Origin of the sequence: Shewanella sp. ENK2 (assembly GCF_043568515.1) — a bacterium.
Classification (GTDB): domain Bacteria; phylum Pseudomonadota; class Gammaproteobacteria; order Enterobacterales; family Shewanellaceae; genus Shewanella; species Shewanella japonica.
In genome coordinates this window covers 2,427,673-2,454,022 of the sequence record NZ_CP171406.1, presented here as the reverse complement: position 1 = coordinate 2,454,022, position 26,350 = coordinate 2,427,673, and the positions used below count along the sequence as shown (strand labels likewise).

Annotated in this window: 20 protein-coding genes and 2 pseudogenes; all 22 read right to left on the bottom strand. The window is 42.6% G+C overall.

The genetic code is table 11. From position 1 onward, the window contains the following. Window position 1 precedes the first annotated feature (1 nt). Complete coding sequence (locus ACGEDC_RS10915; protein WP_055022898.1) at window positions 2-1,141, bottom strand: ABC transporter permease; 1,140 nt, start codon at window positions 1,139-1,141, stop codon at window positions 2-4. Beyond that, window positions 1,138-2,313 carry an ABC transporter permease gene (locus tag ACGEDC_RS10910; protein WP_394493179.1) on the bottom strand — a complete coding sequence of 392 codons (1,176 nt, stop codon included), beginning with the start codon at window positions 2,311-2,313 and terminating at the stop codon, window positions 1,138-1,140. Before ACGEDC_RS10910 ends, ACGEDC_RS10915 begins: the two co-directional genes overlap by 4 nt. A 51-nt stretch (window positions 2,314-2,364) precedes the next feature. Beyond that, window positions 2,365-3,338, bottom strand: a pseudogene (locus ACGEDC_RS10905) (HlyD family secretion protein). Then, window positions 3,328-4,770: a TolC family protein gene (locus ACGEDC_RS10900; protein WP_144430117.1), complete on the bottom strand. Its 1,443-nt coding sequence runs from the start codon at window positions 4,768-4,770 to the stop codon at window positions 3,328-3,330. The pseudogene ACGEDC_RS10905 and the gene ACGEDC_RS10900 overlap by 11 nt, the downstream one beginning before the upstream one ends. Window positions 4,771-4,923: 153 nt before the next feature. Next, window positions 4,924-6,372: a metalloprotease TldD gene (tldD, locus tag ACGEDC_RS10895; protein WP_394493176.1), complete on the bottom strand. Its 1,449-nt coding sequence runs from the start codon at window positions 6,370-6,372 to the stop codon at window positions 4,924-4,926. A gap of 92 nt (window positions 6,373-6,464) precedes the next feature. Then, on the bottom strand, window positions 6,465-7,304 hold the full coding sequence (locus ACGEDC_RS10890) for a carbon-nitrogen hydrolase family protein (RefSeq protein WP_394493174.1): 840 nt from the start codon (window positions 7,302-7,304) through the stop codon (window positions 6,465-6,467). Beyond that, a complete protein-coding gene (locus ACGEDC_RS10885; RefSeq protein ID WP_394493172.1) occupies window positions 7,228-11,622 on the bottom strand; it encodes a YhdP family protein in 4,395 nt (1,464 codons plus the stop codon). The genes ACGEDC_RS10890 and ACGEDC_RS10885 overlap by 77 nt, the downstream gene beginning before the upstream one ends. Continuing rightward, complete coding sequence (gene rng, locus ACGEDC_RS10880) at window positions 11,622-13,112, bottom strand: ribonuclease G (RefSeq protein ID WP_394493170.1); 1,491 nt, start codon at window positions 13,110-13,112, stop codon at window positions 11,622-11,624. Before rng ends, ACGEDC_RS10885 begins: the two co-directional genes overlap by 1 nt. 88 nt (window positions 13,113-13,200) lie before the next feature. After that, window positions 13,201-13,794, bottom strand: a complete 594-nt coding sequence (locus ACGEDC_RS10875; protein ID WP_394493168.1) for a Maf family protein — start codon at window positions 13,792-13,794, stop codon at window positions 13,201-13,203. 1 nt (window position 13,795) lies between these two features. After that, window positions 13,796-14,284 (bottom strand): rod shape-determining protein MreD, encoded by a 489-nt coding sequence (mreD, locus tag ACGEDC_RS10870; protein WP_394493166.1) that lies wholly within the window; start codon window positions 14,282-14,284, stop codon window positions 13,796-13,798. Continuing rightward, window positions 14,281-15,177 carry a rod shape-determining protein MreC gene (gene mreC, locus ACGEDC_RS10865; protein ID WP_394493164.1) on the bottom strand — a complete coding sequence of 299 codons (897 nt, stop codon included), beginning with the start codon at window positions 15,175-15,177 and terminating at the stop codon, window positions 14,281-14,283. The genes mreD and mreC overlap by 4 nt, the downstream gene beginning before the upstream one ends. Before the next feature lie 63 nt (window positions 15,178-15,240). Beyond that, on the bottom strand, window positions 15,241-16,290 hold the full coding sequence (locus ACGEDC_RS10860; RefSeq protein WP_055022908.1) for a rod shape-determining protein: 1,050 nt from the start codon (window positions 16,288-16,290) through the stop codon (window positions 15,241-15,243). 291 nt (window positions 16,291-16,581) lie between these two features. Continuing rightward, on the bottom strand, window positions 16,582-21,156 hold the full coding sequence (locus tag ACGEDC_RS10855) for a DUF6701 domain-containing protein (protein ID WP_394498311.1): 4,575 nt from the start codon (window positions 21,154-21,156) through the stop codon (window positions 16,582-16,584). Between the two features lie 25 nt (window positions 21,157-21,181). Then, window positions 21,182-21,660 (bottom strand): annotated as a pseudogene (locus tag ACGEDC_RS10850) (MSHA biogenesis protein MshP). Further along, window positions 21,650-22,507 (bottom strand): PilW family protein, encoded by an 858-nt coding sequence (locus tag ACGEDC_RS10845; protein WP_065109634.1) that lies wholly within the window; start codon window positions 22,505-22,507, stop codon window positions 21,650-21,652. The pseudogene ACGEDC_RS10850 and the gene ACGEDC_RS10845 overlap by 11 nt, the downstream one beginning before the upstream one ends. After that, a complete protein-coding gene (locus ACGEDC_RS10840) occupies window positions 22,507-23,010 on the bottom strand; it encodes a type IV pilus modification PilV family protein (protein WP_394498178.1) in 504 nt (167 codons plus the stop codon). Before ACGEDC_RS10840 ends, ACGEDC_RS10845 begins: the two co-directional genes overlap by 1 nt. Then, entirely contained in the window at window positions 23,000-23,497 is a 498-nt protein-coding gene (locus ACGEDC_RS10835; RefSeq protein ID WP_394498176.1) for a type II secretion system protein, read from the bottom strand. Before ACGEDC_RS10835 ends, ACGEDC_RS10840 begins: the two co-directional genes overlap by 11 nt. A 190-nt stretch (window positions 23,498-23,687) precedes the next feature. Then, on the bottom strand, window positions 23,688-24,176 hold the full coding sequence (locus ACGEDC_RS10830; protein WP_394498174.1) for a type II secretion system protein: 489 nt from the start codon (window positions 24,174-24,176) through the stop codon (window positions 23,688-23,690). Between the two features lie 202 nt (window positions 24,177-24,378). Next, complete coding sequence (locus ACGEDC_RS10825) at window positions 24,379-24,645, bottom strand: hypothetical protein (protein WP_394498172.1); 267 nt, start codon at window positions 24,643-24,645, stop codon at window positions 24,379-24,381. Continuing rightward, complete coding sequence (locus ACGEDC_RS10820) at window positions 24,642-24,902, bottom strand: type II secretion system protein (RefSeq protein ID WP_394498170.1); 261 nt, start codon at window positions 24,900-24,902, stop codon at window positions 24,642-24,644. Before ACGEDC_RS10820 ends, ACGEDC_RS10825 begins: the two co-directional genes overlap by 4 nt. A gap of 177 nt (window positions 24,903-25,079) precedes the next feature. Then, window positions 25,080-25,685 (bottom strand): prepilin-type N-terminal cleavage/methylation domain-containing protein, encoded by a 606-nt coding sequence (locus ACGEDC_RS10815; RefSeq protein ID WP_055022915.1) that lies wholly within the window; start codon window positions 25,683-25,685, stop codon window positions 25,080-25,082. A 160-nt stretch (window positions 25,686-25,845) separates the two neighbouring features. After that, a complete protein-coding gene (locus ACGEDC_RS10810) occupies window positions 25,846-26,346 on the bottom strand; it encodes an MSHA biogenesis protein MshF (RefSeq protein WP_394498167.1) in 501 nt (166 codons plus the stop codon). Window positions 26,347-26,350 lie beyond the last annotated feature (4 nt).

Sequence of the window (26,350 nt, the reverse complement as noted above, 5' to 3'; positions counted from 1 at the left end):
CTTAACCATTCTCCGTTTTCAGCCGTTGCTTAACACCAATAAAAGCCAATAACAGAAATAGCACAAACAGGGTCCACATATGTATCCATAAAGGTAATACACTCGTCCAACCTGCGCCCATTTGACTTAACTCTAACATAGCCATAATAGCTGGTACGGCAGGAATCACTTGGGATAATTGCACCAAAAGATCAGGAATTAATGCGATAGGCCACACAAAGCCAGACACAAATAAAATGGGCATCGACACTAACAGCAAGACTTGTGTCGGTAACTCTCGCCTTACAAATAGACTACTTAACGCAATGCCACATGCTGCAGTGGATAAAATAAACGGCACCATCAATAAGGCCACCTCAGTTAAAGTCGCTTGCACACTGACATCGTACCAATAAAAGCAATAACCTAGATAAAAGCTCGCAAACAAAGCATAAATGGCGCTAAAAACAGTTAGACGTGCACCAATTAATGCCATAGGTGAAACGTGATTCCAATAGCCCTTTTTGCGCCATTGTCCTGCCCCTAAAATCCCCGTACCAATCAATAACGTTTGGTGCAAAATTAGTAAAAACAATCCAGGCACCACATACGGGGTGTAACCTAAACTGGGATTAAATGCAGGGACGCTATTAATATTGACTGAATGTAAACTTTGCTCAGCTTGCTGCGGGTTTTCTCCTCGTGCTAACAACCCCACTAACTGAATTTGCCGACCCGCATCCATGCCTGCACTAATTAATCCTTCAGCAACAGCTGAATAAATTAAAAAATAGCTCGCATCACCACCGTAACTTAAGGTGGCTCCTTTACCGAGTAATAAATTACGCCTAAACCCTTCTGGAATGACTAATAAACCATGGGCTTTCGACTCTGATATCCATTGCTGTGCAATATCAATACTGCCCACCTGAGCAACGATAGTAATTTTGGGAGAAGCATCTGCATGTCTAAGCAACTGGCGACTTAATGAAGAGTTGTCGTGATCAACCACAACCACTTGTTGTTGAGTCGGAACTTGGTTCAGATAAGGGAGAGGATAAAGCACCGAGTAAAACAGCACGCCACCAAACATGGTCACGACTATGGCTTTATCCGCTAAAATGGCTTTTAGCTCTACAAATAGCAGTTGCAACCAGCTCATGACTTGACCCCTACAGCTTCACCTTGTGACCTTGTAGTCAGCGCAATTTGCTTATTCCAAATAACACGATGTAACCCCCAAGCTAACGCTAAAACGATAATAAAGTAGCTATAAGAAATACTTTGCTGCAATTCCTGAAGCGCTCCAGCACCGTAGCTGATAATACTGACATGGGAGTCGATATAATGACTAGAAGGCATAATTAAACGCCACCACTGCGCTAACTCTGGCATATCATTGACAGGAAAAGTGATCCCCATAAATGCAAAAGCTGGGGCGAATAAAGCGGTGCAAAAACTGACGCTTCTCGCTGGTTCACGCATCAATAAAAATACCAAAATAACCAAGGTCCACAATGCTAAAAACATCATTGCTTGCGCTGCTATCAGTAACAATAGATTACCCGCAATCGGTAAACGCAACACGCCGTATAACCATGCTAAGATAAAGCCACCATGCACTAACATTACAGGGGTATAAAACAACACTTTAGCGCCAACATGCCGCCAAAACTTTGCTGGTAATAAATACTGTTCGCCTTGACGGATGAGGCTGTCGTTTAATGAGTTTACAAATACCATCATTGCCAAAAGCTGCAATAAGGCGATTAACACAGGAGGAACCAAAAATCCCACGTAATTGTTGTTACGGTTAAACAAGGCCGTGGTTTGGCTGGTGACAGGACTTAAGTTGACCGCAACCGTTGCACGATTAGCACCATTGAGAAGCTGCTTCATACCAGCCACTTCCATGAGTCCAGCGCCTACACTCAGCTGTAACTGACTCGATAATAGTTTCCCGACTAATAAAAACTGACTGTTATAACGAATATCGACGGTGGGACTGCTACCCGTTAACAACTTACGCTTAAACTCATGCGGAAACACAACCACAGCGTAAACTTCTGCTTGAGTCATCGCAGCCTTTGCATCAGCAAACTGAGTATAGGTAATAGGCTTAATTACGGCATTAGCGGCTAAATTACGGGTTAAGGTTCGAGTAAGTTGGCTATTATCTTGATCAACCACAGCCACAGGCAGTTGCCGAGGTAACCCAGCACTGAATAACCACCACAAGCACAAAATACTGATTAACGGAATATATGTCACCAAAGCCAGTTGCCAGGGTGAACACCATAAGCGTTTCAATTCTTGTTTTAGTAAAACCCGCATCTTCGCACCTTAGTCATAAGAAGCACCTTAATCAGTTTGTAACTAATGATGCTAATTGACACTTAACAGCACAGACATGCCGACTCTTAAATCTGCAATCGGGCGATTGGGGCGTAATTCAACTTCAAAGGTACGCATATCAAAGTCATGGCCACTTTCAGTGGATCGCCAAGTCGCAAAACTGCCCATCACGCTAATATGCGCAATGGTAAAGTCCTCAGTAACCTTTAATGCAGGAATGGTTAAGGCAACCGTTTGCCCTTGCTTGAAATCTGCCAATTGGTCTTCACGTATTTGCATAACGGCCCATGCATCAGTGATATCAATTAAACTGACAACAGGAAAACCACTCGGTGCTAGCTCACCAGCCTGTAATAAGACTTCGCTTACTTCGGCATTTTTAGGCGATCGCATTTGACTGTCAGCTAAAATTGCACTGACTTCCTTCACTGCACCTTCTGCCATGCGAGCATTACCAGCGGCAGCGGCTTTGGTTTCTACTCTTGCCCCTTCATCTGCCATCTGATACATGGCTAAAGCTGCTTGTTCAGTATATTGCGCTGCTTTCCACTGAGTAAATGCTTCATCACGCTTTTGTCTGGCAACAACACCTTCATCAAATAGATTTTCAACTCGCTGATAGGTGGTTGCCATTAAATCGGTTGCCGCTTTGGCTTTTAACCATTGCTCTTTCGCCGCTGTCACTTGTTGCTGACGTGCCCCGTTATCCGCTTCTTGTTGCATGGCTTTGGCAGCATCACGCCCCCTTCAGCTTGCATTAACTTTGCATCCAATTCAGGACTATTAATCGCATACAGTAAATCACCAACTGCAACTTTATCGCCTCGGCGCACCATCACTTGCTCAACTCTACCCGGTACTTTAGATGAGATATTGTATTCACGAGCCTCTATTTGCCCTTGTAACAGGTTCTCTTTCGGCTCAAATGCTAGTTTCAGGCCATAACCCAGTATCCCCAACAGGATAAGAATGGCGATAACAGCAATAATTCGATTAGCCCGCATTTTGATTCTCCTGAAGTTGGGTGCGTCCGATAAATTCATCTAATTGGCCACTAATTGTCATTAGCCTTGCATAAGCTTGCACGAAACGATATTGCGCCCCAAGCTGCTGAGTTTTAACTGCACTTAATTTTAATTCAGCATCCACTCGATCAATGGATGTTGATAGCCCCTGATTAAAGGCAAGTTCGCGTAGGCGAAGGTTCTCTGTTGCTAACGCTAATGAGGCATTCAATGCTTTTACTTCTTCATCGGCCTGTTGTAGTTGTCGATAACTTTGATCAAGCAGCAAACTCAGATCTTGTTGGGTTTGCGCCTTGGTGTATTTAGCTTGCAATAAAGCACTTTGTGCAGCCTCAACTTTGCCACTACGACCATCACGGCTAAAGATAGGCACGTTTACCCCCACTCCAACCATCCAGTCAGGTTCAATTTGTGAGAACAAGCTATCGTCTTCATATAAGGTGTAATTACCATATAAAAACACTGTTGGATGGTAGCGACCTTTCTCTAGTTGAATGAGACCATTGGCTTGCGCTTCTTTCGCTTCCAGTAATTTGAGCGCAGGGTGCTGCGTTAAGGTCAACTGACTTAACCGAGGTAAAGACGGCGACTGAGGCAAACTGAATAACCCTGAAGTAGGATCAGATTCAGGTAAATGCAGCATTCTTGATAGAGCAATTTGAGCCATTTCATGCTGACGCTTTGCACTGCCAAGGTTTACTTTGGCATTTTCTAGTGCCACTTGTGCATTTAAGCGTTCAACTTTTGCAATTTGTCCTTCACGTTCTAGTTTTTGTGCGTGAGACTCATGTTCCGTTAATGAGTCCACTAATTGCTGATTCGTTGCCACTAAGGTTTCTGTTACCGCCACAGCAAAGTAACGATCAACAAGCTGATTAAACATGTCTCTAGAGGTAAGCGAATATTGATGTTTTTTCTCTTCGACATGGGCAGCATGAATACCTTGAGCCGCAGTAATTTTACCGCCAGTATAGATTGGCCACATAGCTTGTAAGCTAGCACGGAAAATATCCTGCTCAGTAAAAGGAGTCACAAATAAAGAGCCAGGAATAGCCGCTAACGCTTCACCCAGTGCTGGAGGAAGCGCACCAGGGTCAATTGCAGCAATTGGATTCAGATCTCGTAAATCTAATTCAATGGGCTTTTCAAGACGGGTATAGCTACCAGCAAGATTTAATGAAGGCAAATTCATGTCTTCACCGGCTCGCTCTTCAGCTTCAGCACGGCTGACTTCTTGGGATTGGGCTTTTAATTTATCACTGACAGTTAATAACTGTTTCCATGCATTTGCAAACGAAAGCGATTCAGCGCTAACCACATGGGATAATGAAGCAGTGATAACAAATACCCCAATGGGTACTAGTGACAAGACTTGTCTTACTTTGATATTGAAAACAGCTAAATGCCTCATGAACCTCATCCTTTAGTTAGAGTAATAACTCTAAATTGGCGAATTATAACTAGTTTTACTGTTTACTTCTAGCGTAAGAGATTGATTTTAAATATTCTAAATGAGTGTAGTACAAAATAAAAAGGTGCCATTACAGCACCTTTATTTTTCCGTTTATGCCGTTCCGCCAACGGTTAAGCTATCTAATTTCAATGTAGGCTGACCCACACCAACAGGCACACTTTGCCCATCCTTACCGCAAACACCCACACCTTTATCTAACGAAAGATCATTACCGACCATCGAGATTTGGCTCATGGCTTCCGGTCCATTACCAATTAATGTGGCGCCTTTGATTGCTTCGGTCACTTCACCATTTTCAATCAAATACGCTTCAGAGGCTGAGAATACAAATTTACCCGAGGTAATATCCACTTGGCCGCCACCAAAGTTAGGAGCGTAAATGCCTTTTTTAACCGACTTTATCATCTCTTCTGGCGTCGAAGTACCCGCTTCCATATAGGTGTTTGTCATACGTGGCATAGGTAAATGTGCATAAGACTCACGGCGACCGTTACCCGTCGTAGCTTGCCCCATTAAGCGCGCGTTTAACTTATCTTGCATGTAGCCTTTTAAGATACCGTTTTCAATCAAAGTCGTTTTTTGCGTTGGCACGCCTTCATCGTCGATGCTCAATGAACCACGACGATTTTCAATTGTACCGTCATCCACCACCGTCACTAACTCTGATGCCACTTGCTGACCCACTTTGCCACTAAATGCACTACTGCCTTTACGGTTAAAGTCACCTTCTAAGCCATGCCCTACCGCTTCATGTAACAATACACCAGGCCAGCCATTACCGAGGACAACGGGCATCTCACCTGCTGGAGCATCAATGGCTTTCACATTAACCTGCGCTTGACGTACAGCTTCTCGAGCAAACTCAAAACAAACAGGTAAACCAGCATCATCTGTCGCTAAAAACACACTGTAATCATGACGACCGCCACCACCAGCACTGCCACGCTCACGTTTACCATTATCTTCAAGAATGACGCTACAGTTGAAACGAACTAAAGGTCTAATATCAGCAGCAAGCGTACCGTCACTGGCTGCAACTAAAATTTCTTCATGCACCCCTGATAAACTAACCACGACTTGAATAATACGTGTATCTAGACTGCGAATGTATGCATCGGTTTGTTTAAGCAGGTTGATTTTTGGCGCTTCTTCCATTGCAGCAATGGGATCGTCACTTTTGTATAGTGCGTGAGTATTGTGACGCTTAAAGGCATGCACCTGATGTTGCTGACCAGCGGTTGCGATACCTCGTGCAGCTTCAGCTGCTGATTGCAGTGCTGCTGGAGTAATTTCATCAGCATAAGCAAAGCCTGTCTTTTCACCTGTTATGGCTCGAACCCCTACGCCACGTTCAATATGAAAACTGCCTTCTTTAATGATGCCATCTTCTAACGCCCAAGTTTCATGGCGGCTACCTTGAAAATATAAATCTGAAAAATCAATATTATGTTGGTGAATAATATTGAGGTAATCCTGTAGCCCATCAAGGGTTAACCCATCATGTAATAAACTTTGTTCAACTTGAGCTAGAAATGGCATTAATTCTCTCTTTAAGCCTATGGCTTGTAAAAATGTAATTCATCAATCGCAACAGCGATGTCTCATTTATCTTTCTGACTTTAATACTTTGATTAAAGTGCTGTCGTTAGCACGGGTAAATTAAAACGGTTGTGCTCCACGACTGGAATTTGCTGTCTAATATCGTTGAGTTGTTGTCGGTCTATCTGACCTTGCACCCAACCTGTTCCCGTTTTTCGTTCGGCGACAATGTGACCCCAAGGATCAACAATCATACTCTGCCCCCAAGTTTCTCGGCTACCTTGATTATGTTTGCCCCATTGATCAGCTGCTAGAATATAACATTGACTTTCAATCGCTCTAGCTTGCACTAACACTTGCCAATGAGCTTCGCCTGTCACTTTAGTAAACGCTGATGGCAGAGCAATAATATCAGCACCTGCAGCTCGTAAAGCACGGAATAAATCGGCAAATCTTACGTCATAACAAATGGCTAAGCCCACTTTACCAAACGGGGTATCGATAACACTAATACGATCGCCAGGACAAAAAGTATCACTTTCACGATATGAGCGTGTACTGTCGGCAACTTCGACATCAAATAAGTGTAACTTATCATAACTGCCTAAGGTATCACCTGTATCATCAAATAAATAACTTCGGCTATATACCCGTCCATCATTCGCTAAAATAGGAATGGTTCCAGCCACCATATACACTCGATGACGTTTAGCCAATACAGCTAAAGCCTGTTTCAGCTCACTGGTTTTATCATCTCCAGCGACTGATAACTGTTGCTGTTCATGACCACCAAATAACAAACTACACTCAGGTAATACAACGAGCTGAAGCTGGTTTTCTTGCCTTGGAAGTTGACTAAGCTGCTCGTCGATAAAAGCTAAGTTGGCTTGAACATCCCTGCTGCTCTGACATTGCAGTAAGTTGACTTGCATTAGCGCCTCCTTGGCTCTGACGTTGCTGGTAATCAACAAATGATATCGGACTACTACCCTCCCCTTTAGGAGCGTTATCGGGATCAGTGTCGGTTTGAGTATTGCTGTTAATAATGATGTTATCGCTGTTTTTGCTGCTATCCGCCTCGATACTGATTGCAGATACATTGGAACTGTCTTGTACAGTCATCTCTGTCACAGTTTGACTGCCAGAATCATTGACATCTAATCGCTCGCTCACCTGTTGCAATTGGTCTTGTTGAGCACCTTGCAGATTACTTTGCGGCTCAGTTTCCACTTTTTCGCGAGGTAAAATTGATTCAGGGATTTCGATTTCTTTACTCTTACGCTCTAACTCTTCTAGCAAAGGATCATTCATTGTACCGCCTAATCTGAAACGAATTTCAGAAATAACTTCAATGACTGGCTCCAATACTTTTGTGAGTGCAAAGGCCCCTAAGCCTAATGTCCAAGCGCTGGTACTTAATAGCACTACAGTTGGGACGCTCGAGGCTAATTGCGGAATAAAGCGAATATCGTAATTCAAACTTTGAGTGGTTAAGTCAGTATAGCCTCGTACTTTCATGTTGCCTGCTATCGCATCCATTTCTGTATCTGTGGTTTTTACGACGCCATTATCAATATCCAATGAGCCACCAAAAGAGTCGAAATATAACCCCTTGCCAAACACATCAGAGAAGTCTAACGAGAGTTTTCTCACTAACGAGTCCAAACTAAACAAGGAGAAAATACGAGCGCCTTTATCGCTCACTTCAGATAAATACCCTTTACCCAAATCAAAGCGTAATTTGCCGTTTAAGGTTTCTAATGAGAATTCATACGGTGCACCTTGCCATGAAAACTCTCCCACCATGTCCACAGGCGCATCTTTAAGACCAGGACTGATGCCTAACGCTTCAGATAACGCATCAAACTTGCTGGCTTTTACATTGACATCAAACGTGGTCATGCTTTTTCCTGCGGCGAACGTCCAATCTCCAGAGGCTTGCAGGCTGACTATTGGCCTTGTTAAGGTCAACGTTTGGAAGCGGTAGCCATTCTCATACGGTATTCCTTGTAGCACAAGGTGGCCTAAACGCGTTTTATATAAACCAAAATCATCTACATCAACTGCAAGTGGTGGTAAATTATCGAGTAAATTGCTTGGGGTAAATTCGGCATCTTCTGGCGCTTTCACATTAGGTGCTAAATGCAATTTACTGGCAACAATTTTAAGGCCTTGCTCGCGCCAACTTGGATAAAAATCAATATTACCCACCATCTGCTCTGATTCAATATCGAAACGCCATACATGCTGAAGCGGCTTGGCTGTAAACGATAATTGCTCAAAGTTTTGACTTAAAATATTCAATGAACCGATTCGGGCGTCGATTAAGGTTAACGGCGGGAAAAAGCTCACCTTGTCATCAAGGTCAGTAAGGTTAACTACTGGCTCTGATTCAACGTTTACTGAAGAAGATTGATTAGCCAGTTCAGCAACTGGCTCAATGTTTGTCGTTTCAGCAGTATTATCAGGGGCAGTTTGCGCTGTTTCATCACTGACGACTATTGACTCTTTATCTGCGATAACATCGATACTGGATGTCACTTTATCAGTAAATTTACTGATAAGAGGTAGCCATGTGGTCAACTCAGCTTCTGGTAAGTCAATTTGAATGTGACCTTGGTTTTTAACGAGCTTATCACCCAGTTTAAAATGGCGCCCGAGTAACAGATCATAATGTGCGAGGTAGTCGCCACTTTGCTCATTAAACCCGCCCCAAAACTCAGCTTCTTTGCCTAACTTGATCCCTAAGGAAGACTGCTTGTTATCACCAATTAATTCAGCTCGCAGCATTCTATGTTCGTCGGCTGCTTTAGTAAAAGGAGCTGGTAAGGACAATGTTGTGCCTGTGAGATCTGAATTTAATTGTACTTGTAAACGATAACCAAGCGGATCAAAAATCATCGTTAACCCACCATCCCAATCTAGGCTTCCTGAATAATAATCAGATAATGGATTATCAATGTAATTCGGTAAATTATCTAAATCCCACTGGCCGTTCAAATCGACGCTTAAAGCAAGATCACCGCTATTCGTTTGCTCTGTTGCAAAGCTAAACTGCAATGGTTGCTCAAATAAATCTGCCGCGATTTCTTGACCACTCACTTCAGCATTAATAAATTCGACAGCGCCGCTCACACTGTTTAAATGCAGCCCGGGAGAGGTGATATATACGGCATTATTATCGAAGGTTATCACGCCTTTATTGTTCGCTTTCGCACCATCATAAAGCGGAATGGTTAAATCTAAATCACTCACAATGTCACCAGAGATTTGCACAACATTGAGTGTTGAGCCCACTGAGGTTTTAAGCGGTGAATTATCAATAACGGCTTTTGCAGCATCAGCATCAGCGCCAACCTCAGCTTCAATTCTTAAGGTCGTTTCTTTACCCATATAAGGAATATAAACGTGTGCACCGTCGGCATCCACATCCAATAATTTCCCTTTGTTAACAACAATATCCATTGCCGCATTTTCAAATAATGCATAAAGGCTTAACGCTTCAACTGCTGGCCAATCGGGTTGAAACAAAAATGCACCATCATTTAAATTAAAACCTGCTTGAAAGATGCCAGAATGATCTTGATATGGAAACTGATTAAGTTGACCGTGCCAGACAATTTCAGCGTCAGGAATTTGGCCTTTTTTAAGCGAACCATTTAGATAATCTACCAAGTTATCGCTCATCGCATCTAACGGAAAATAACGACCCGCATGTTCAACATTATTGATGGCTAAGTTAGCATTTAAGGCAAGGTGTGCTTGCTCTAATAAATCCAGTTGCATTGATGCTGCGAGATCGATATCGGCATTGCTAAAGTGAGCATGAGGTAATATCAGGCGCGACTTATCGACGTTATATTGAACTTGAAATGCATCACCTTTAAGCGCAAGCGGTGCTTCAAACCCATCTTGAAAATCAAGTTGATAATCTTGTGCTGGGAACTCAGCATTGACTAAACCATTGGCCCAAGAAAAGCGTAAATCAATTGGGGCACTACCGGGTATTCCCTCTGTAGCAGACCACTTGAGTTGGTTAATTTCGGTTTTGAGTAAGAATGGTTTCCCTGACTCTTTAAGTAATTGCAGCGGCCCAATAACGCCACTTGGTGACAACTCTTGCCATTGAGCCACGCCCTTTTCTCCCATTTTAGGAAATAAAGGGAGCAATGGCGTGAGCACTTCAGGCGCAATTTCATTCACGCGGACCGATAAGTCACTGTAGTTAGTTTTCAGTAATAAATTAAGCTCAGGCCATGGAACACCATTGGTCGAAAAGTCTAAATCATGGCTTGTAACTTGCCAGCCATTATCATTTGGTTGCCACTTTAACGCACCGCCATTAATCGCAAACTTTTGCAGTTGTTCATTATTTTGCTGATCAGATGTATTCCACTGCAACCAGCTTGGTTCGAACATCAACAAGCCTGTATTGATAGTTCGATGCTCTATACCTAGCCAAGCTTTAAGATTTACAACACCTTCAAATTCAATACTATCTAATTTTAATAAAGGGTCATGTTGACGTGAAGCCCACTCACCTAGATCTAATGATTCAGCAGAGAGATAAATTTGACCCACTAATTCATCAGGTTTGTAGCCATCGCCAGTGACATCAATTCTGAGAGCCAATAATTCACTTGCTGACGCTTCTGAATCCAAATGCATAAAGCCTTTCGCTTGGTGAAGGCCTGGTTGGTTATGCCACATCAAATTACTGATAAATATTGGTCTAAAATCATGGCTATGACTTAGCAACTGTAAAGTACCGTCACTGATAGAAAAATATTCAAGCTGCTCAAGTAACAAGGCATATAACCAATCTAAATTGGTACTCGCATCCTCATCGCTTTTCGAACTAGAAAGCTCATCTACATTTAACGCAACATGGATGCCATCAAATTTTACGGTTTCAATTTTAGGGGACAGAGAGAGTAATGTTTGCCAAAAATCGAGTTTTAAGTGCACTTTGTTGGCGATTAAGGTCACAGGTAGCGATGGCTGTGGGGGAATAACGAGATTATTAACCGTTAATGCAGGTCCAAACGCTTGCCACTCGGCACTGAGTTTACCCACTTGAACTTCAATCTGATATTGCTCTTTGAGGTAATTCACCACTTCGTATCGCGCTTCAGGAAGCTGAGGTATTAATCCTCGGATGAGACTCACCGCTAGCGCAAATAGTACCAGTACTACGGCTACAAATTGGAACAAAAAACGACACACTTTTACGGTTTTACTTTTGGGCACTACACCATCACCACGTCATACTTATTTTGAGTATATAAAGTCTCGTTTTGCAGGCGGATCTGTTTGCCAATATACACTTCTAATTCTGCTAATAAGTGGCCTTCTTCAGTACTTAAACTTTTGAATACCGCCGGTGAACAGTACAGCAAAAACTCATCTGCTGCGTATGCTCGATTTAATCTAATAATCTCTCTGAATATCTCATATGAAACCGTTTCAACCGTTTTCATTGAGCCTGTACCTTGGCACGCAGGGCACTCACCGCACACCACATGCTCTAAACTTTCACGAGTACGTTTACGGGTCATTTCAACTAAGCCTAAGCCTGAAAAACCACTTACACTCGTTTTAACACGATCGGTTGCTAACGCTGCTGTTAAGCTGTCTAACACCCGCTTTTTATGATCATCATTCATCATGTCGATAAAATCGATAATGATGATGCCACCTAAATTTCGCAGCCGTAATTGTCGAGCAATAGCTTGAGTTGCTTCTAGATTGGTATTAAAAATGGTTTCGGCAAGGTTTCTATGGCCAACAAAAGCGCCAGTATTAATATCAACCGTTGTCATGGCCTCTGTTTGATCGATAATCAAATAACCACCCGACTTCAGTTCTACTTTACGACCTAATGCACGCTGAATTTCATTTTCTACATCGTACAGTTCAAAAATAGGAGAAGGGCCAGCGTAATGCTCAATTTTGTCTGCGATTTCTGGCATGAACTCTTGAGCAAACCCTCGAAGTTCTGCAAAAGTACGTCTTGAGTCGACTTGAATATGATCAAGCTCCTCACCGACAAAGTCTCGAATAATACGCACTTGAAGCGCTAAATCTTGATACAGGAGAGTGGCACCTTTACGTTTACGGCGTTCGCTCACTTTCGCCCAAACACGACGTAAAAATGCAGCATCTTGGGCTAACTCATCATCACCCACCCCCTCCGCTGCGGTGCGGATAATAAAGCCACCATCTTCATCGACATAGGGTTCGGTAATTTTCTTTAGGCGAGCACGTTCTGTTTCTTCTTCAATACGTTGAGACACGCCGACATGACTTGAGCCTGGCATAAAGACGAGATATCGAGAAGGAAGAGTTATATCTGTGGTTAAACGAGCACCTTTGGTGCCAAGAGGATCTTTAACCACTTGAACCATAATGTCTTGGCCTTGGCGCACGAGCTCAGCAATATCACGCACCACGAAATTACCTTTTTCTACATCGGCAACACATTCAGTATGCGGCACAATATCTGATGCGTGTAAGAAGGCTGCTTTTTCGAGTCCGATATCAACGAATGCGGCCTGCATACCCGGTAATACTCGGCTGATTTTACCTTTATAAATATTACCAACTAAGCCACGTTTCATTCGGCGTTCTATATGAACTTCTTGTAAAACGCCATGCTCAACAAGTGCAACTCTGGCTTCTGTTGGCGTAACGTTAATCAGTAATTCAGATCCTTTTTTACGCTGTGCTTTTGTGTGCATAAGCCACCTGTTTAACGCCGCGCTTCAAGGATAATGTATTACCAGCAAAAATGGGTGTGGTAACATTCACATGTTGGCGAACGAAAGATTAAGTTAATTCAATTTGATTCATTTCATGGAGCAGTTCGCGCGTTTCTACTAACGGCAATCCTACGACGGCGGAATAACTCCCCATGATAGATTGTACGAAACAACCACCTAGCCCTTGTATGCCATATGCACCGGCTTTATCCATAGGTTCTTCGGTGTTGATATACGCATCGATAGCCTCTGATGATATCTCGCAAAATGTCACTTGAGTCTGACATAAACGAGTCAGAGTTATTGCACCGTTGGTCACCGCTACTGCCGTCATAACTTGATGAGTTTGACCCGATAACAAGGTTAACATGCGCTTTGCATCATTAATGTCTTCAGGCTTACCTAAAATTTCCTCGCCCATAACGACAATAGTATCTGAACCCAACACTTTCGCAGCTGGCTCATCAATGCATAAGGTCAAACCCACTCTGGCTTTTTCTTTAGCTAAACGGACAACAAACTCGGCAGCTGGTTCATTATCGTGGTGCGACTCATCAATATCTGGTGCCACTTGCCTAAAGGTAAAATCTGACTCTGTAAAAGCTGCTTCTGCAAAAAGTGCTTTACGTCTTGGCGAAGTCGAAGCGAGAACCCATCCCATATTAACGGACCTTATATCGGCGACGAATATTTCGTAAAACCCAAAATACCCACCACCACATGAAAATACTGGACACTGCAGGTAAAAACATTGACCAATCAAATGCCACGCTGTTCACTACAAACTCAACCCAGTAAATAATAAAATGATACAGGCAAACAAAAATAGCGACCAAAATAGACTGCTGCCAGCGAGTAAAATTACGTAATCGTTGTGATTGCATCACAATCACATAAATTACAATCGAAAAAGCCAGTGAACGAATACCTAAGGTTGCACCTAATAGCACATCCAGTAATACTCCTAATACCCAAGCCGTTAAAATACTATAGCGATGCGGCAATGCCATTGCCCAATAGATCATTACCATCAATAACCAATCAGGACGCCACGCCTCGACGATTTTGGGTAACGGCATAATCTGAAACATCATGCCAATAAATATGGTCACTAGCACGACAAAGCGGCCATTGGCGATATGCGCACTCATTGGCTTACCTCATCTTCCGCTGATTCAATATCAAGTTCAGCCCCGTTCACCATGGTAGCTGGATCAACTTGCTCTTGTGTGCCATCATCAGGCCATATGAGCAACACATAACGGATCCTATCAAGTGCCGCTAATGGCTGAGCCGAAACAACCGAATAACTTTGCCCAGCATCCCGTGAAATTGTCATCACTCGTGCGACAGGATAGCCTTCTGGAAAACGATTCCCAAGTCCTGATGTAACCAGTAAATCGCCAACTACAATATCGGTACTTTTGGCAACATGCCGTAATTCAATTTCGTCAATATCCCCAGTGCCTTGTGCTACGGCGCGAACATCATTACGAGTAATTCGAACAGGGATCCCATGAGTAGGATCAGTTACTAATAACACCCGACTCGTCAGCTCGCTGACTTCAATCACCTGTCCAACAACCCCTTGGGCATCAACGACAGACTGGCCGACAAAAACCCCTGTACGTGCACCGTGATTTAACACGACATAATGCCTAAAGGGATCACTTGCCACCTCCATGACTTCTGCAACCACTTTTCGAGCATCCATATGCACTGGAGAGCCGAGTAACGCTCGAAGGCGTTCGTTTTCTTGACGTAAATGTTCAAAGCGTTGTAATCGCTCAGACATCATAAGTTGTTGACGCAATAATTCTTTATTTTGCATCGCCAACATATTTCGCGTCGCGATGGAGTCAGCTGACCAATCCAGCAATAAACCGGGGACATTAGCTAAATATTGTAAGGGACTTAAAACAGAGGAAATGGACTGACGAATGGGATCTAGACGATCATTGGCGATAAGCAACACCACCGACAAAAATATTGCCAGTGTTAATCTAAATTGTTGCGATATACCACGAACAAAAATGGGTTTCATAATATGTAGGCGGTGACACTCTTAACATACTTGTCAGAATAAACACCGCCGTTGTTTCGCTCTTTAGTTCTCTTCAGAGAATAAGTCACCACCGTGCATGTCGATCATCTCAAGGGCTTTACCGCCACCTCGAGCAACACACGTTAATGGATCATCAGCAACCATGACAGGAATGCCAGTTTCTTGCATTAATAAACGATCTAAATCGCGTAATAATGCACCACCACCTGTCAGTACCATGCCACGCTCTGAAATATCAGAAGCCAGTTCTGGCGGAGACTGCTCTAATGCAACCATAACAGCACTTACAATACCTGATAAAGGCTCTTGCAGTGCCTCTAAAATTTCATTGCTGTTCAAAGTGAAGCTTCTTGGAACACCTTCTGCAAGGTTACGACCACGAACTTCAATTTCAAGCACTTCATCACCTGGATAAGCAGTACCGATGGTATGTTTAATACGCTCTGCGGTTGCTTCACCAATCAAGCTGCCGTAATTACGACGAACGTAGTTGATAATGGCGTCATCAAATTTATCACCACCAATACGCACTGATGATGAATACACCACACCGTTGAGCGAGATAATCGCAACTTCAGTTGTACCACCACCGATATCAACGACCATTGAACCAGTCGCTTCTGAAACAGGTAAGCCTGCACCAATCGCCGCAGCCATTGGTTCTTCAATTAGGTAAACTTCACGTGCACCAGCACCCATGGCTGATTCACGGATCGCACGGCGCTCAACTTGGGTTGCACCTACCGGTACACACACAAGCACACGTGGACTTGGGCGGAAAAAGCTATTGTTATGCACTTGCTTAATGAAATGCTGCAGCATTTTCTCTGTCACATAAAAGTCAGCGATAACACCGTCTTTCATTGGACGAATAGCTTGAATATTGCCAGGCGTACGACCTAGCATTTGCTTTGCATCTGTTCCCACAGCAGCTACTGATTTTTGTCCGCTACTGCCACGTTCGCCACGGATGGCTACCACCGATGGTTCGTTTAACACGATACCTTCGTCACGAACGTAAATTAATGTATTTGCCGTACCTAAATCGATCGATAGGTCGTTTGAAAAAACTCCACGCAGCTTTTTGAACATGTATCTAGCCTGTATTCTGTAACATCAGAAAAAAGAAAAATCAGGTAACTTTATCAATGCCACTGGTTTTCCACAAGACCGAACAGGTTAACAATCGCTAATCTAGGTGTTTTTTTACAATAATGCTAAATTAATCCACCAGCGCAGAAAAACACCAACTATTCGAGCAAAAAAACAGCAGCATGTTTAAGGTTATCTAGTGTCAAAAAAACGCGCTTTCAACATTTTTTGACATAGTGAACGACCTCACGCTCAATACTGACTCATAACCACTCGGTTTCTACTTGCCCATTAACGTTTTTCACGCCAATAGATAATTCTATCGTGACCACGATAACGGCCAAAATAAGCACTGGCTCTTGGATCATATAATGTCGTCGTTGAAGCATTATCCCAGTTCCAATACCACTGTAGCCATTCAGGCACGATAAGTGGTGCTGTGACTTGCCCACGATAGTCAGCAGCAGTTCCAGTAATAACCGCATTCCAAAGTAAGGTAAATTCACCTGCAGCGAACATCGGAGATTGCCCAGTTCTAACAATGGTTTGCCCAGATGTTAAACTAGGCTCGAATTGATAGCCTAATACTGAATCATCGACTTGTGTAGCTAAAGCAGGTGTCACCGTGGAGCAGTTATCCAGAATATTCACACTCCAATCAGCGCCGTCCCAATACTCTGCACGAGTGGGCATTTGCAAGGTATCATTTTCTGCACCATAGGTATTATCCATCACCACTCGACCATGTCGAAAACGTTGGGTTGTGATTTGCTTAGCATCGCAATTGCTACCACAGCTACCAACAGTAGCCGCATTCATGTCAGGATCTGCCACAAAGCTATTATCGCCATCGTTATCGACCATAACCACACCGATATCCATGTCTTCAAATGGCCCATCTTTATTAGGGGCAGCCAATCGGGATAAGCTTGCCATGTAACTACTATCAACTGTGGCCACTCCAGCACTCCATGAACTAGCAGATACTGGTAAAGCACTTAAACGATTTCGCTTATCATCACCATCATCACTGTTTTCCCCGACCAATATCGCCGTGGCAAAAGCAAAGTCGCCTTGATAGTTTTCCGTGACATCTGAGCCAATGTTAAATGCAGAAATATTCATCGCCATTGAAAAAGGCTGATCCATATAATTAAATACAGTACACGCTGGTAATACACTGACACCACTAATCGCAAACCTATCGGGTATAAAACGGCCTATATTACCTGAGCTCGCCAATGGAATATCATAAAAACTCGAGCCTAAATAACTTGAATCTGACTTAACGGTAAACTCAAATACACCCACTTCACTGATTGATTGAGTAATCGTGTTGCTGTTATTTGCTGCAGCAAGGTGATCATAACTGCTTAAGCCAATTTCACCTTCGATACCTGGAGATGGTGCCACAAGGGAACTTGCGAGTGTCATTCCTGCATGAGCATAATTTGGTGTTGCAAGATTATCGCAATAGTCGCTATCTCCATCTGACTCCCACGCCATACCTTGAATCGTTAATTCAAACTCTTCGCCCGCTTTTTTATAAACGGCGCAAGTCTGATTTCCAGCAGGACAACTCGCAGCAGCATCAACTGGGCTAACACATAATCCGACAGGGAAGCTGACAAATGTGTCAGCCCCGACCATAACAAGGCCATCCTCATCACCTGTTCCGTCGTATTGTGCGTTAAGTTGGATAGCGCCCGCATCAGGGTAATTCACGTCAATTTCTGCAACACCATTGCTGTCAAAATCCAAATTAATTGGCGTTCGTGTGCCAACACTTGTACCGATACTCGTTGCAGTACCAGACCCTGTCACAGAGACATTTTGGCCTGAGATAACGGTACTAGGCTCGATATAATCACTCCAGAATCCCACGCTCTTGGTAACATCGGCAAATTGAGGAACACATTCCAGCGTTTCGCTATCTTTCTCTACTGCGGAGATATTTATCATCCCAGTGGGTTTATTCGCTAATTTATCCGGCACATCAAAAATAAAGCCACTATCTGCAAAATTAAACGTACATTGTGCAGCCGTAGGAGTATTACCTGCAATACTACATAAAGTGGTACTGAATGGTTTGGCTCCTGGGGTTGAACCTGTTACATCCACAGTCACTGAACCTGCGGTATTATTTCTTAACTCTAAATTGGTACTTCCACCACTAAAGCTAACGACGTTACCGCCAATCCAACCGCCACCAGTAGCTATTGTTGCAGGACTCAATGTTGCAGTAACAAAATCCGGAACTGTTTGAGTACAGTCTGCATTCGCACAAGCTTTTAATGTCATGGGCTCTGCATTACAGGTTAAGGCTGCACCAGTATGAGTAAATTCAAAATGGTCAATGACAACCCCTATTGGGTTGGAATCAAGCGCACAAATTTCAACATTATCAATTTCATGGTTATTAGTTGCCCCGCCAGTAGAACCTGTTAATGAAAGTAAAAAATCAGTAGGGACAGCTGACTGATTAGGTTCTAATGCAGCATCAAAAGGAGAAATGAGCATTTCGTAGCCATTGCCAGTGTCACGCTCAACACTGACCATTGATTGGCCGGCGACCTGAGAATCAACGGTTATACGGTAACGATGATTTGCATTTTCATTATTATCAACCGTAGGCGATAAACAACCTCCACTAGGGTTATCTTGCCCATTATTACAGGTACCACGTAGATAATCGTAACCACTAGTCCCCGAACCAGAGCCACGAACTGCTACAGACTGCTGTCTTCTACCAGGTCCACCAGGGCCTCCTTCGGTAGAAAAGTTACCATACTCATCAATACCAAAACCTAACCAACCGCCCGCAAAACCGTCGACATTCGAACGAGCACCATAGCCTAATGGACCACCGTATGAACCAGGCTGAGGAGTAATTGAAGCATCAGATAACACAAAAGCAATACCATCAGCACCACTGCCACCATAGGCATAATGATCAAACTCAATGGTCACTAAGTTTCCTGCAGCAGGGAAAAGTCGCTGATATGTCGAAGACGTAGCCTGATTTCCAGCAGCTTCGGTTATCCGAAGTCGGTTATTCACAATAGTAGGAATAAACCCACCGCGACTTTCAGAAACGACCCAATCATCACCCACATCACTGCGCTGAAAGTCATCATTAAAACACGTTAACACCTGTTCTTCTTTTTCTAAGGCGATAAAACTATAATTTTCCCATATATGGCGACGATCAGTATCCCGGTAGGTATCTTCATCAACCACCATACTCACCAGTGAATTTGTCAATTGGCAACGCCTTAACCAACCACCGTCACCACCACGGCGGCTATTTTTTCCTGCGACAAAAATGGGGGGATTAGTAAACCCTTCAAGCGCAGTCGTAAAGCCGCATTGGTAGCTTAGGTCTTGAACACTACCTGCGGTAAAAGTCTGCGCTTGACCGAAATGATAATTGAGGTTTTCACTGTTTAATACAATTGAGCCACTGCCTGATTGCAAGCTCAAATAAGCAACCGTTTCAGCCTGAATCTGATTATTATTTAAATTATCTGGCTGGCACCGACTGTTATTACTCCTGACTTCAGAAGTATCCATCGCTAAACGGATCCCTGTATTGTTAAATTGCGACAAGCTCGTTAACCAACAATCATTTACCTGAGTTTGCAATTGATTCAGCACAACATTCTGTGTGCTTGGTAACGCCACATTAACGTATTGACTATTGGAGCCAATCAGAGCGGTATCAAGCTCTACTGTTCCTGCGATAAGCTGAGTACCATTGGATAAATCATGGGTTCCCGCATTCACCGCAACCCAGTGAATTTCTGTCATATCTTCAGATTCAACATAACGACTTGCGGGTGACGGAGATTCCTGTTGAGACCAACTAAAACCAGTTGTCGTCGGTGTGCCATCTAAAAATACAGAAGCTGGGCCATCACTATTAGTATTCGTTTGCTCGATAGTCGGCATTAAAAAAACAAGAGGCGTAACACCATCAGGAAAAGCCGTATCAAAAGTCACGCTACCAGAGGTAGATTTACCATATTGAATATGGAAAGGAGTAGGTTCAGGAAATCCGTCGTTAATGGTTGTATCATCATTAATCACTAATTTTCTTGAGGTGATACGGCCATTAAAGGTGTTGGTGCGGTTAATGGTAATATTACCGTCACTATATATGTAACCGTTAATCTCAGAATCAGAACTGTTAAAATTAATATTGTTATAGGCAATCAGTGTAAATGTAGAATCAGTACCTTGATTAACGGTCAACGCACCATTAATTGAAGTACTGTGATTAACAAATAATCTGACATTGCCCGTTGTATTTATTACTGGAGTGCCACCATTAATAGTAAATGACTCAACCCAATAGTCACCTTCTGGAAGGTTAATGGTGGTCTTCTTATCCAAGATTAAGCTCTTGATTCGATAGGGTTCACTTGGCGCAGCACCGAATGTTAATTCGCAATTATTTTTATCAATAATCACATTCCCAAATTCGGTTATTCCAGGTCCCAGTAGATCATTGTTAGAACACTGCCCCCATGAGATCCCAGTATTACCTGAGCTAAACAAAAACTCATTTCCAGCAGCATTCAAATCAAGACCATCAATATCAGTACCTGATATTTCGCACTTTTTATACCCCGATGCACCATCATCACAGGTTTGATTTCCAATCTCATTACTTGAATTACTTGTGCAATAATCGAGTGCGACGCCATTTGTTCCATTAATTTGAGCATCGTAAATAACTAACTGCTGATTGATATTTTCACAACTCGCCGCAGTACCATGATGTCCTTGAACGACATTTGGGAAGTAGCGGGCATAATCTATGCCCTCAAAAGCACTTACTTGAAAAGACAGCACTGCAAGCATTACAAATGAATACAACTTCAATCGATTAATTACCACGAGCTTCTACCTCCACTTGGCGATTCACTCTTAAACAATTTGTCGTTGCTGCATTACCAGCGCAATCGCCAGTCTCGCATACTGCATTACTGATAATTTGATATTGCGTTACTCCATCAACACTAATAGGTGTGCAAGTTACCGTGACACTGCAACCATGAAATCCCACAGAGTTAGGCGGTGTCCAAGTTGAATTAGCGCTACATACACCAACAGCGCCAGAGAGCGGAAATAACTTTGCTAGCTCTGCATCTGCTGCACTATTGGCACTAAACAAAGCCCTTGCCCCCAGACTTCAACGTTCACTGATGCGTCTCCATCCTCAAGCATCCGAATCAAGGTACCTGCTAATAAAAACATCACAATAATGACAAAAACAGCAATAACTAATGCACTGCCTTTTTGCTTGCTAGCACCAAGGTTTACATATTGCTGTGGTTTTCGATTAAGTCGATAGTTATGGGACATTGGTCACCTGCACTTGATGCTGATATTTAAATGTTTCCCCATTCACACTAAAGCGTGGTTCAAGGTGGACTATCGCATTCGTCATTAAATTCTGCTCAGTGACTTTAATCGCCGGTTCAACTAACAAATTATTGGTAATATTTTCAGCCATTAATACCCCAGTTCCCATACTTGATGGCACTGGTTGGCTAATGAAATAACCATAATTGGCATAACGATATAGGTTGACAACCGAAGAGTTAATTGCGCTTTCAAAACAATAGCTCACAGGCTCATTAGCAAAATAGATTCGTTTAATAGGCGACTCTTCAGCAAATTGAACCGAACTTGCAAACGTTAGTGTGATTTTGTCTGCTGCAGAACTACTCGATTGCACTTCAAAACGTTTATTTCGGCTCGCTTGATAGATATCGTTAACGCCGCCAATACTTTCATTCGCTAGAGGATAAACAATCGCAAACACGCCTGACGCGACATTAATATTATTATCAACAATGGTGCCTGTCGTTGATGATGTATCTGGATAAATAGGCAAATCTAAATAGCTACTGCTTGCCTCAATCGGAAGCAACTCAATACACTGAAAAATACCTAAGTTGGCCGTCCTAATTCTGACACTGTTGGGGACTGAATTGCGTATATCCCTCGTCATTCTTTCCATAGCAAATCGGCTTTGCCCCAAGACTTGGTCAATTGAGCTCGACTCAACAAAAATACGTGTTCCGAATATGACGAAACTACTGACCCCAACAACTAAAATCCCCAAAATGATAATAACGGTGACCATTTCAACTAGGGTAAAACCCGCTTGCTTCATCTTCGAATAACGCTTGCCATTTTGCTTCATTAATAATTACTCCTTACCACTTGGTAAGTAATAACTTCGCTTGAAGGTGTCGTGACATCAATGGTAATCAGCTTTTGGGCTTGACCATTTATGTATTCCACATTGACTGACATCTGATAGCCAATATAAACATCTGCATAGGTCTGGCTAGAATCAAGCATGGTGCTGTTAATGTTGAGTCCGTGATAATCGTCGACATCATTAAAGTCATTGCGATTTTCGCCATTAGGTCCAAGTGTAGAAGAGCAACTGACACCTAAAGGGGAATTACACGCTGGAATACCGCCATTAGAGTTCGTGTTTTCATCAAAACGTTTACCCCAGATTTCATTCATCACTGAATGAGCAAGTTCAGCAGAGCGAACCCGTGATAATGTATCAACAGCCCGATCAGCCTGTGGCAATAACATCGACGTCAACATCACGATGGCAATACTAAGCACCAACATGCCAATAACAAGCTCAATTAACGTAAACCCTCCGTCTCGACATTTATAAACCATGAATATATCCCTCGGATTCCATGGCTATAGTGAGGCTTTCATCAGCAACAACGACAAAGCAACTGCCAGTACAAGCCAATGTTGAGCGGCCTAAATTATCGAAATCCATGCTAAAGCTGGTACTGGAATTACTCGCAAGCTCAATATACGCACCACCATTAAAGGTTTGCTTTAGATCGGTTCGTAACAGCAGGGCTGGGACACACCCCGCAAATGGCGCATTAATGTTATGACTATAGGTTGTTAATTGATATCCGTCCGAATCGACAGTGATGCGATAACACTGATCACTGTTATTAAGCGCTTTAATTTGAACCTGCCTCAGTTCACTTATAAATTCATTTCTCAAAGTGTAGGCACTGTAGCTCGATTCAGGTATCAATTTGGGTATGACGAACACAGCAAGAATCCCTACAATTAAAATCGTAGTGACTAGCTCAATAAGTGAAAAGCCTGAAGCGTATCGTTTACTCTGATTGTCCTGCATCCGAACGGTTAACGCCTTTTATTACATTTTCATATACACAGTATGGCAAAATATAACATAAACGTCTTGATATCCTTTATTAAAAATACTTTTTAGCAATGATGTTTCAAAGGTAACAACACGACATAGAGGAGAATATTTCAGACAATAAAAAAGGCCTGCATGCAGACCTTTTATTTACAAACGAATGTTAGCAGTCAGACGCTGTAGGCATAGGTAAAAAACCACCATTACCGTCAGAAATACCACTTGAGAAAGTTGGAGTACTTCCTGATGTTTGCGCTTCGGTATATTCAATATAACAATTAGTTGGTGCATCTTTTTGCTGAATTTTCACCGTACCGCCTGTTCCTGTAATATCCCAGTCCTCAGTAGACATATCAACCGCTTTAATAAGTTCATCGGCATCACCTTCAGCATAGCCAAAAACTGTCACCAAATTACTGCTTGCGCCAATATCAACAGAGCCAGGATCTTTCTTTTCTTCACCAGCTAAAGCCGCTTTTGAATAAACTAAACTATTAGCACTTTGAATAGCAGCTTTCGCACCTTGCAATGTGGAAACTCGAGCATCACCTTGTAAATTGATAAATTTAGGTGCCGCGGTCACAGCCAAGATCCCTAAAATAATGATCACCACGACTAACTCAATAAGTGTAAAACCTTGTTGCTTTTGCATTTGAAAACCTTCACTAAAAAGTAGAACAACGACAGCTCTTGTTGACACTATAATTAATGTTCATGAGCATATTCTTTTATCAAGGTAATGTTATCATTCCGTTGATTTATAGTGTGTTACCGACAGCACAAAAGTATTTTAAAACCTGATATTTAGACACAAAAAAGCCCGCAATAATGCGGGCTTAAATTTCTGATAGCGATTAACAGTTATCAGGATCTGTAACGGCTACAAATGAAGGTAAAGCTGTAGTGCTTGTTGCTTGTGTGTACGTTAAAGTACACGTTGCTGGAGCACCAACTTGCCAAATAGTAACTGTCGCAGCAGCAGTACCTGGGAAAATAGTCCAATCTCCACCATTATCAGTCACTACAGTAGGATCTGTTGCACTAGTGCCAATATTGAATGTCACATCAGTTGCATTTTCAATTTCATCTAAAAAGCTTTGTAGGTAACCATACTGAGTCACAGCATCAGTACCAGTTCCGATATCAACAGCTGGCGGAGTAGTATCATTGTATGCTTTTTCTCTTCACCAGCTAAAGCTGCTTTTGAGTAAACTAAAGTGTTGGCTCCTTGAATAGCAGCTTTCATACCCGCTAACGCAGATACACGAGCATCACCTTGAAGGTTAATAAATTTAGGTGCTGCAGTTACCGCTAAAATACCCAAGATGATGATAACGACAACTAACTCAATTAATGTAAAACCTTGTTGCTTTTGCATAATGTAGACCCTTTATTTAAATCAAATATGTGAATTTTGTACATCTGTTCATTTGTAAAATGCCCACTCAACATTCCATATTTTGTGGTTGTTTTTCGAGCCGCTATATTGCGACTTTAATTGTTACTCTTAGTTTGGCAATGTTGAAAACCTTCATTGACAAACAATTAATAAAATCTAGTCATTGCTGAAACTAAGCACTTGCCCAGTACCAGGGTTATATGTCACCCCTTTTGCACCTGCAGTAGACAAGTCAGGAGCAGGTGAAGGGACGCCGGAATTTTGATTTAATGTTAAAGACGCTACTTGGTGGTAAACACACAGGTCAATTCCAGTGACGGTTGTGCCATCAATAGACGTGGCTGAACCGCCCACCCCATTTTGCACTCTGACCGTGTAGCGTTGCTCACGAGCATCTTCATTATAAATCACGTTACGAGGCGCACTTTGTAAAACGTTATTAAACACTTCTTGGCACGTAGCATCTGTCATAGCGGTGACATCTGTATTACTTGTTCCTGTAGGGAAACCAAATCGCGTGTCTAATGACACCACTGTGCCGTCTAAAATAACGGACGTATTTCGGCGACCATCAACTTCCCACTGAGCACGTACAAAACCAACTGCTGTTGCGAGTCCACCAGCAACACCATCAATACTGGCATTTTGCGCATCTTCAGTAACATTTAAAAAACGTGGTATTGCTGTTGCGGCTAATAACCCGAGAATAACAATAACAATAACCAGCTCGATTAATGAAAAGCCTTGCTGTCTTAATTTCATATCTAAAATACCTATTTTACGCCTTACAAACATTGAATAAACATCTCAGCAGTAAGACTATTGTTACCTAGCTAAAGCTTATATGTAAACAAATTTTAGCATCATTTCTACATTTAAACAGTTGTAATAGTTAAATTTTAATCACTGCCTTCTAAAAAAATCACTCGCCCAGAGCTTGCTTGATAGCTGATGCTGCCACTTTGCTCTGTGGTAAAGCGACAAATTTCTGGCTCTTTTTGAAAAAAACATCAGCTTTAATGTCATGCAAATCACTTGCCATTAACTGTTGCCATAATGCTCTACAGCCTGCTTCATCACTCGAGTTTAATAGCGGCCACCCCTGAGGCGACATCTGAATAATGTTATTTTGAGGCTGAACCTTAACCTCATTAGGCTGTCGATTTGCTGAACCAACACCTGTATCTTCCCAACTTAGTTTAAGTGCGCTGGGCCTGCCCTGGCTTAGCCATTGACTTTTCACCATAGCCAACACATATAACAGGCGGCTATGCTCAAGCTGCAGCCCCTTTGTTCCAATACTTTCAACACTCGAAAAGTGCTTACTGGCGATAACGGCCATAATAACCAAGACTAAGGTTAACGTAATAATACGTCCGTAGGTTCTTAGGAGATCGCTTTCTGACTTCTGTTGTTTTTGCATTTTG

What these genes read in the sequence shown, in the direction of transcription:
- rng (WP_394493170.1), bottom strand. Translation starts at nt 13,112, where the DNA reads ATGCACACAAAAGCACAGCGTAAAAAAGGATCTGAATTACTGATTAAC.
- ACGEDC_RS10910 (WP_394493179.1), bottom strand. Translation starts at nt 2,313, where the DNA reads ATGCGGGTTTTACTAAAACAAGAATTGAAACGCTTATGGTGTTCACCC.
- ACGEDC_RS10810 (WP_394498167.1), bottom strand. Translation starts at nt 26,346, where the DNA reads ATGCAAAAACAACAGAAGTCAGAAAGCGATCTCCTAAGAACCTACGGA.
- ACGEDC_RS10820 (WP_394498170.1), bottom strand. Translation starts at nt 24,902, where the DNA reads ATGCAAAAGCAACAAGGTTTTACATTAATTGAGTTAGTTGTCGTTATC.
- ACGEDC_RS10890 (WP_394493174.1), bottom strand. Translation starts at nt 7,304, where the DNA reads ATGCAAGTCAACTTACTGCAATGTCAGAGCAGCAGGGATGTTCAAGCC.
- tldD (WP_394493176.1), bottom strand. Translation starts at nt 6,372, where the DNA reads ATGCCATTTCTAGCTCAAGTTGAACAAAGTTTATTACATGATGGGTTA.
- ACGEDC_RS10915 (WP_055022898.1), bottom strand. Translation starts at nt 1,141, where the DNA reads ATGAGCTGGTTGCAACTGCTATTTGTAGAGCTAAAAGCCATTTTAGCG.
- ACGEDC_RS10830 (WP_394498174.1), bottom strand. Translation starts at nt 24,176, where the DNA reads ATGCAAAAGCAACAAGGTTTTACACTTATTGAGTTAGTCGTGGTGATC.
- ACGEDC_RS10845 (WP_065109634.1), bottom strand. Translation starts at nt 22,507, where the DNA reads ATGAAGCAAAATGGCAAGCGTTATTCGAAGATGAAGCAAGCGGGTTTT.
- mreC (WP_394493164.1), bottom strand. Translation starts at nt 15,177, where the DNA reads ATGAAACCCATTTTTGTTCGTGGTATATCGCAACAATTTAGATTAACA.
- ACGEDC_RS10835 (WP_394498176.1), bottom strand. Translation starts at nt 23,497, where the DNA reads ATGCAGGACAATCAGAGTAAACGATACGCTTCAGGCTTTTCACTTATT.
- ACGEDC_RS10900 (WP_144430117.1), bottom strand. Translation starts at nt 4,770, where the DNA reads ATGAGGCATTTAGCTGTTTTCAATATCAAAGTAAGACAAGTCTTGTCA.
- ACGEDC_RS10875 (WP_394493168.1), bottom strand. Translation starts at nt 13,794, where the DNA reads ATGGGATGGGTTCTCGCTTCGACTTCGCCAAGACGTAAAGCACTTTTT.
- ACGEDC_RS10860 (WP_055022908.1), bottom strand. Translation starts at nt 16,290, where the DNA reads ATGTTCAAAAAGCTGCGTGGAGTTTTTTCAAACGACCTATCGATCGAT.
- ACGEDC_RS10840 (WP_394498178.1), bottom strand. Translation starts at nt 23,010, where the DNA reads ATGGTTTATAAATGTCGAGACGGAGGGTTTACGTTAATTGAGCTTGTT.
- mreD (WP_394493166.1), bottom strand. Translation starts at nt 14,284, where the DNA reads ATGAGTGCGCATATCGCCAATGGCCGCTTTGTCGTGCTAGTGACCATA.
- ACGEDC_RS10815 (WP_055022915.1), bottom strand. Translation starts at nt 25,685, where the DNA reads ATGAAATTAAGACAGCAAGGCTTTTCATTAATCGAGCTGGTTATTGTT.
- ACGEDC_RS10855 (WP_394498311.1), bottom strand. Translation starts at nt 21,156, where the DNA reads ATGCTTGCAGTGCTGTCTTTTCAAGTAAGTGCTTTTGAGGGCATAGAT.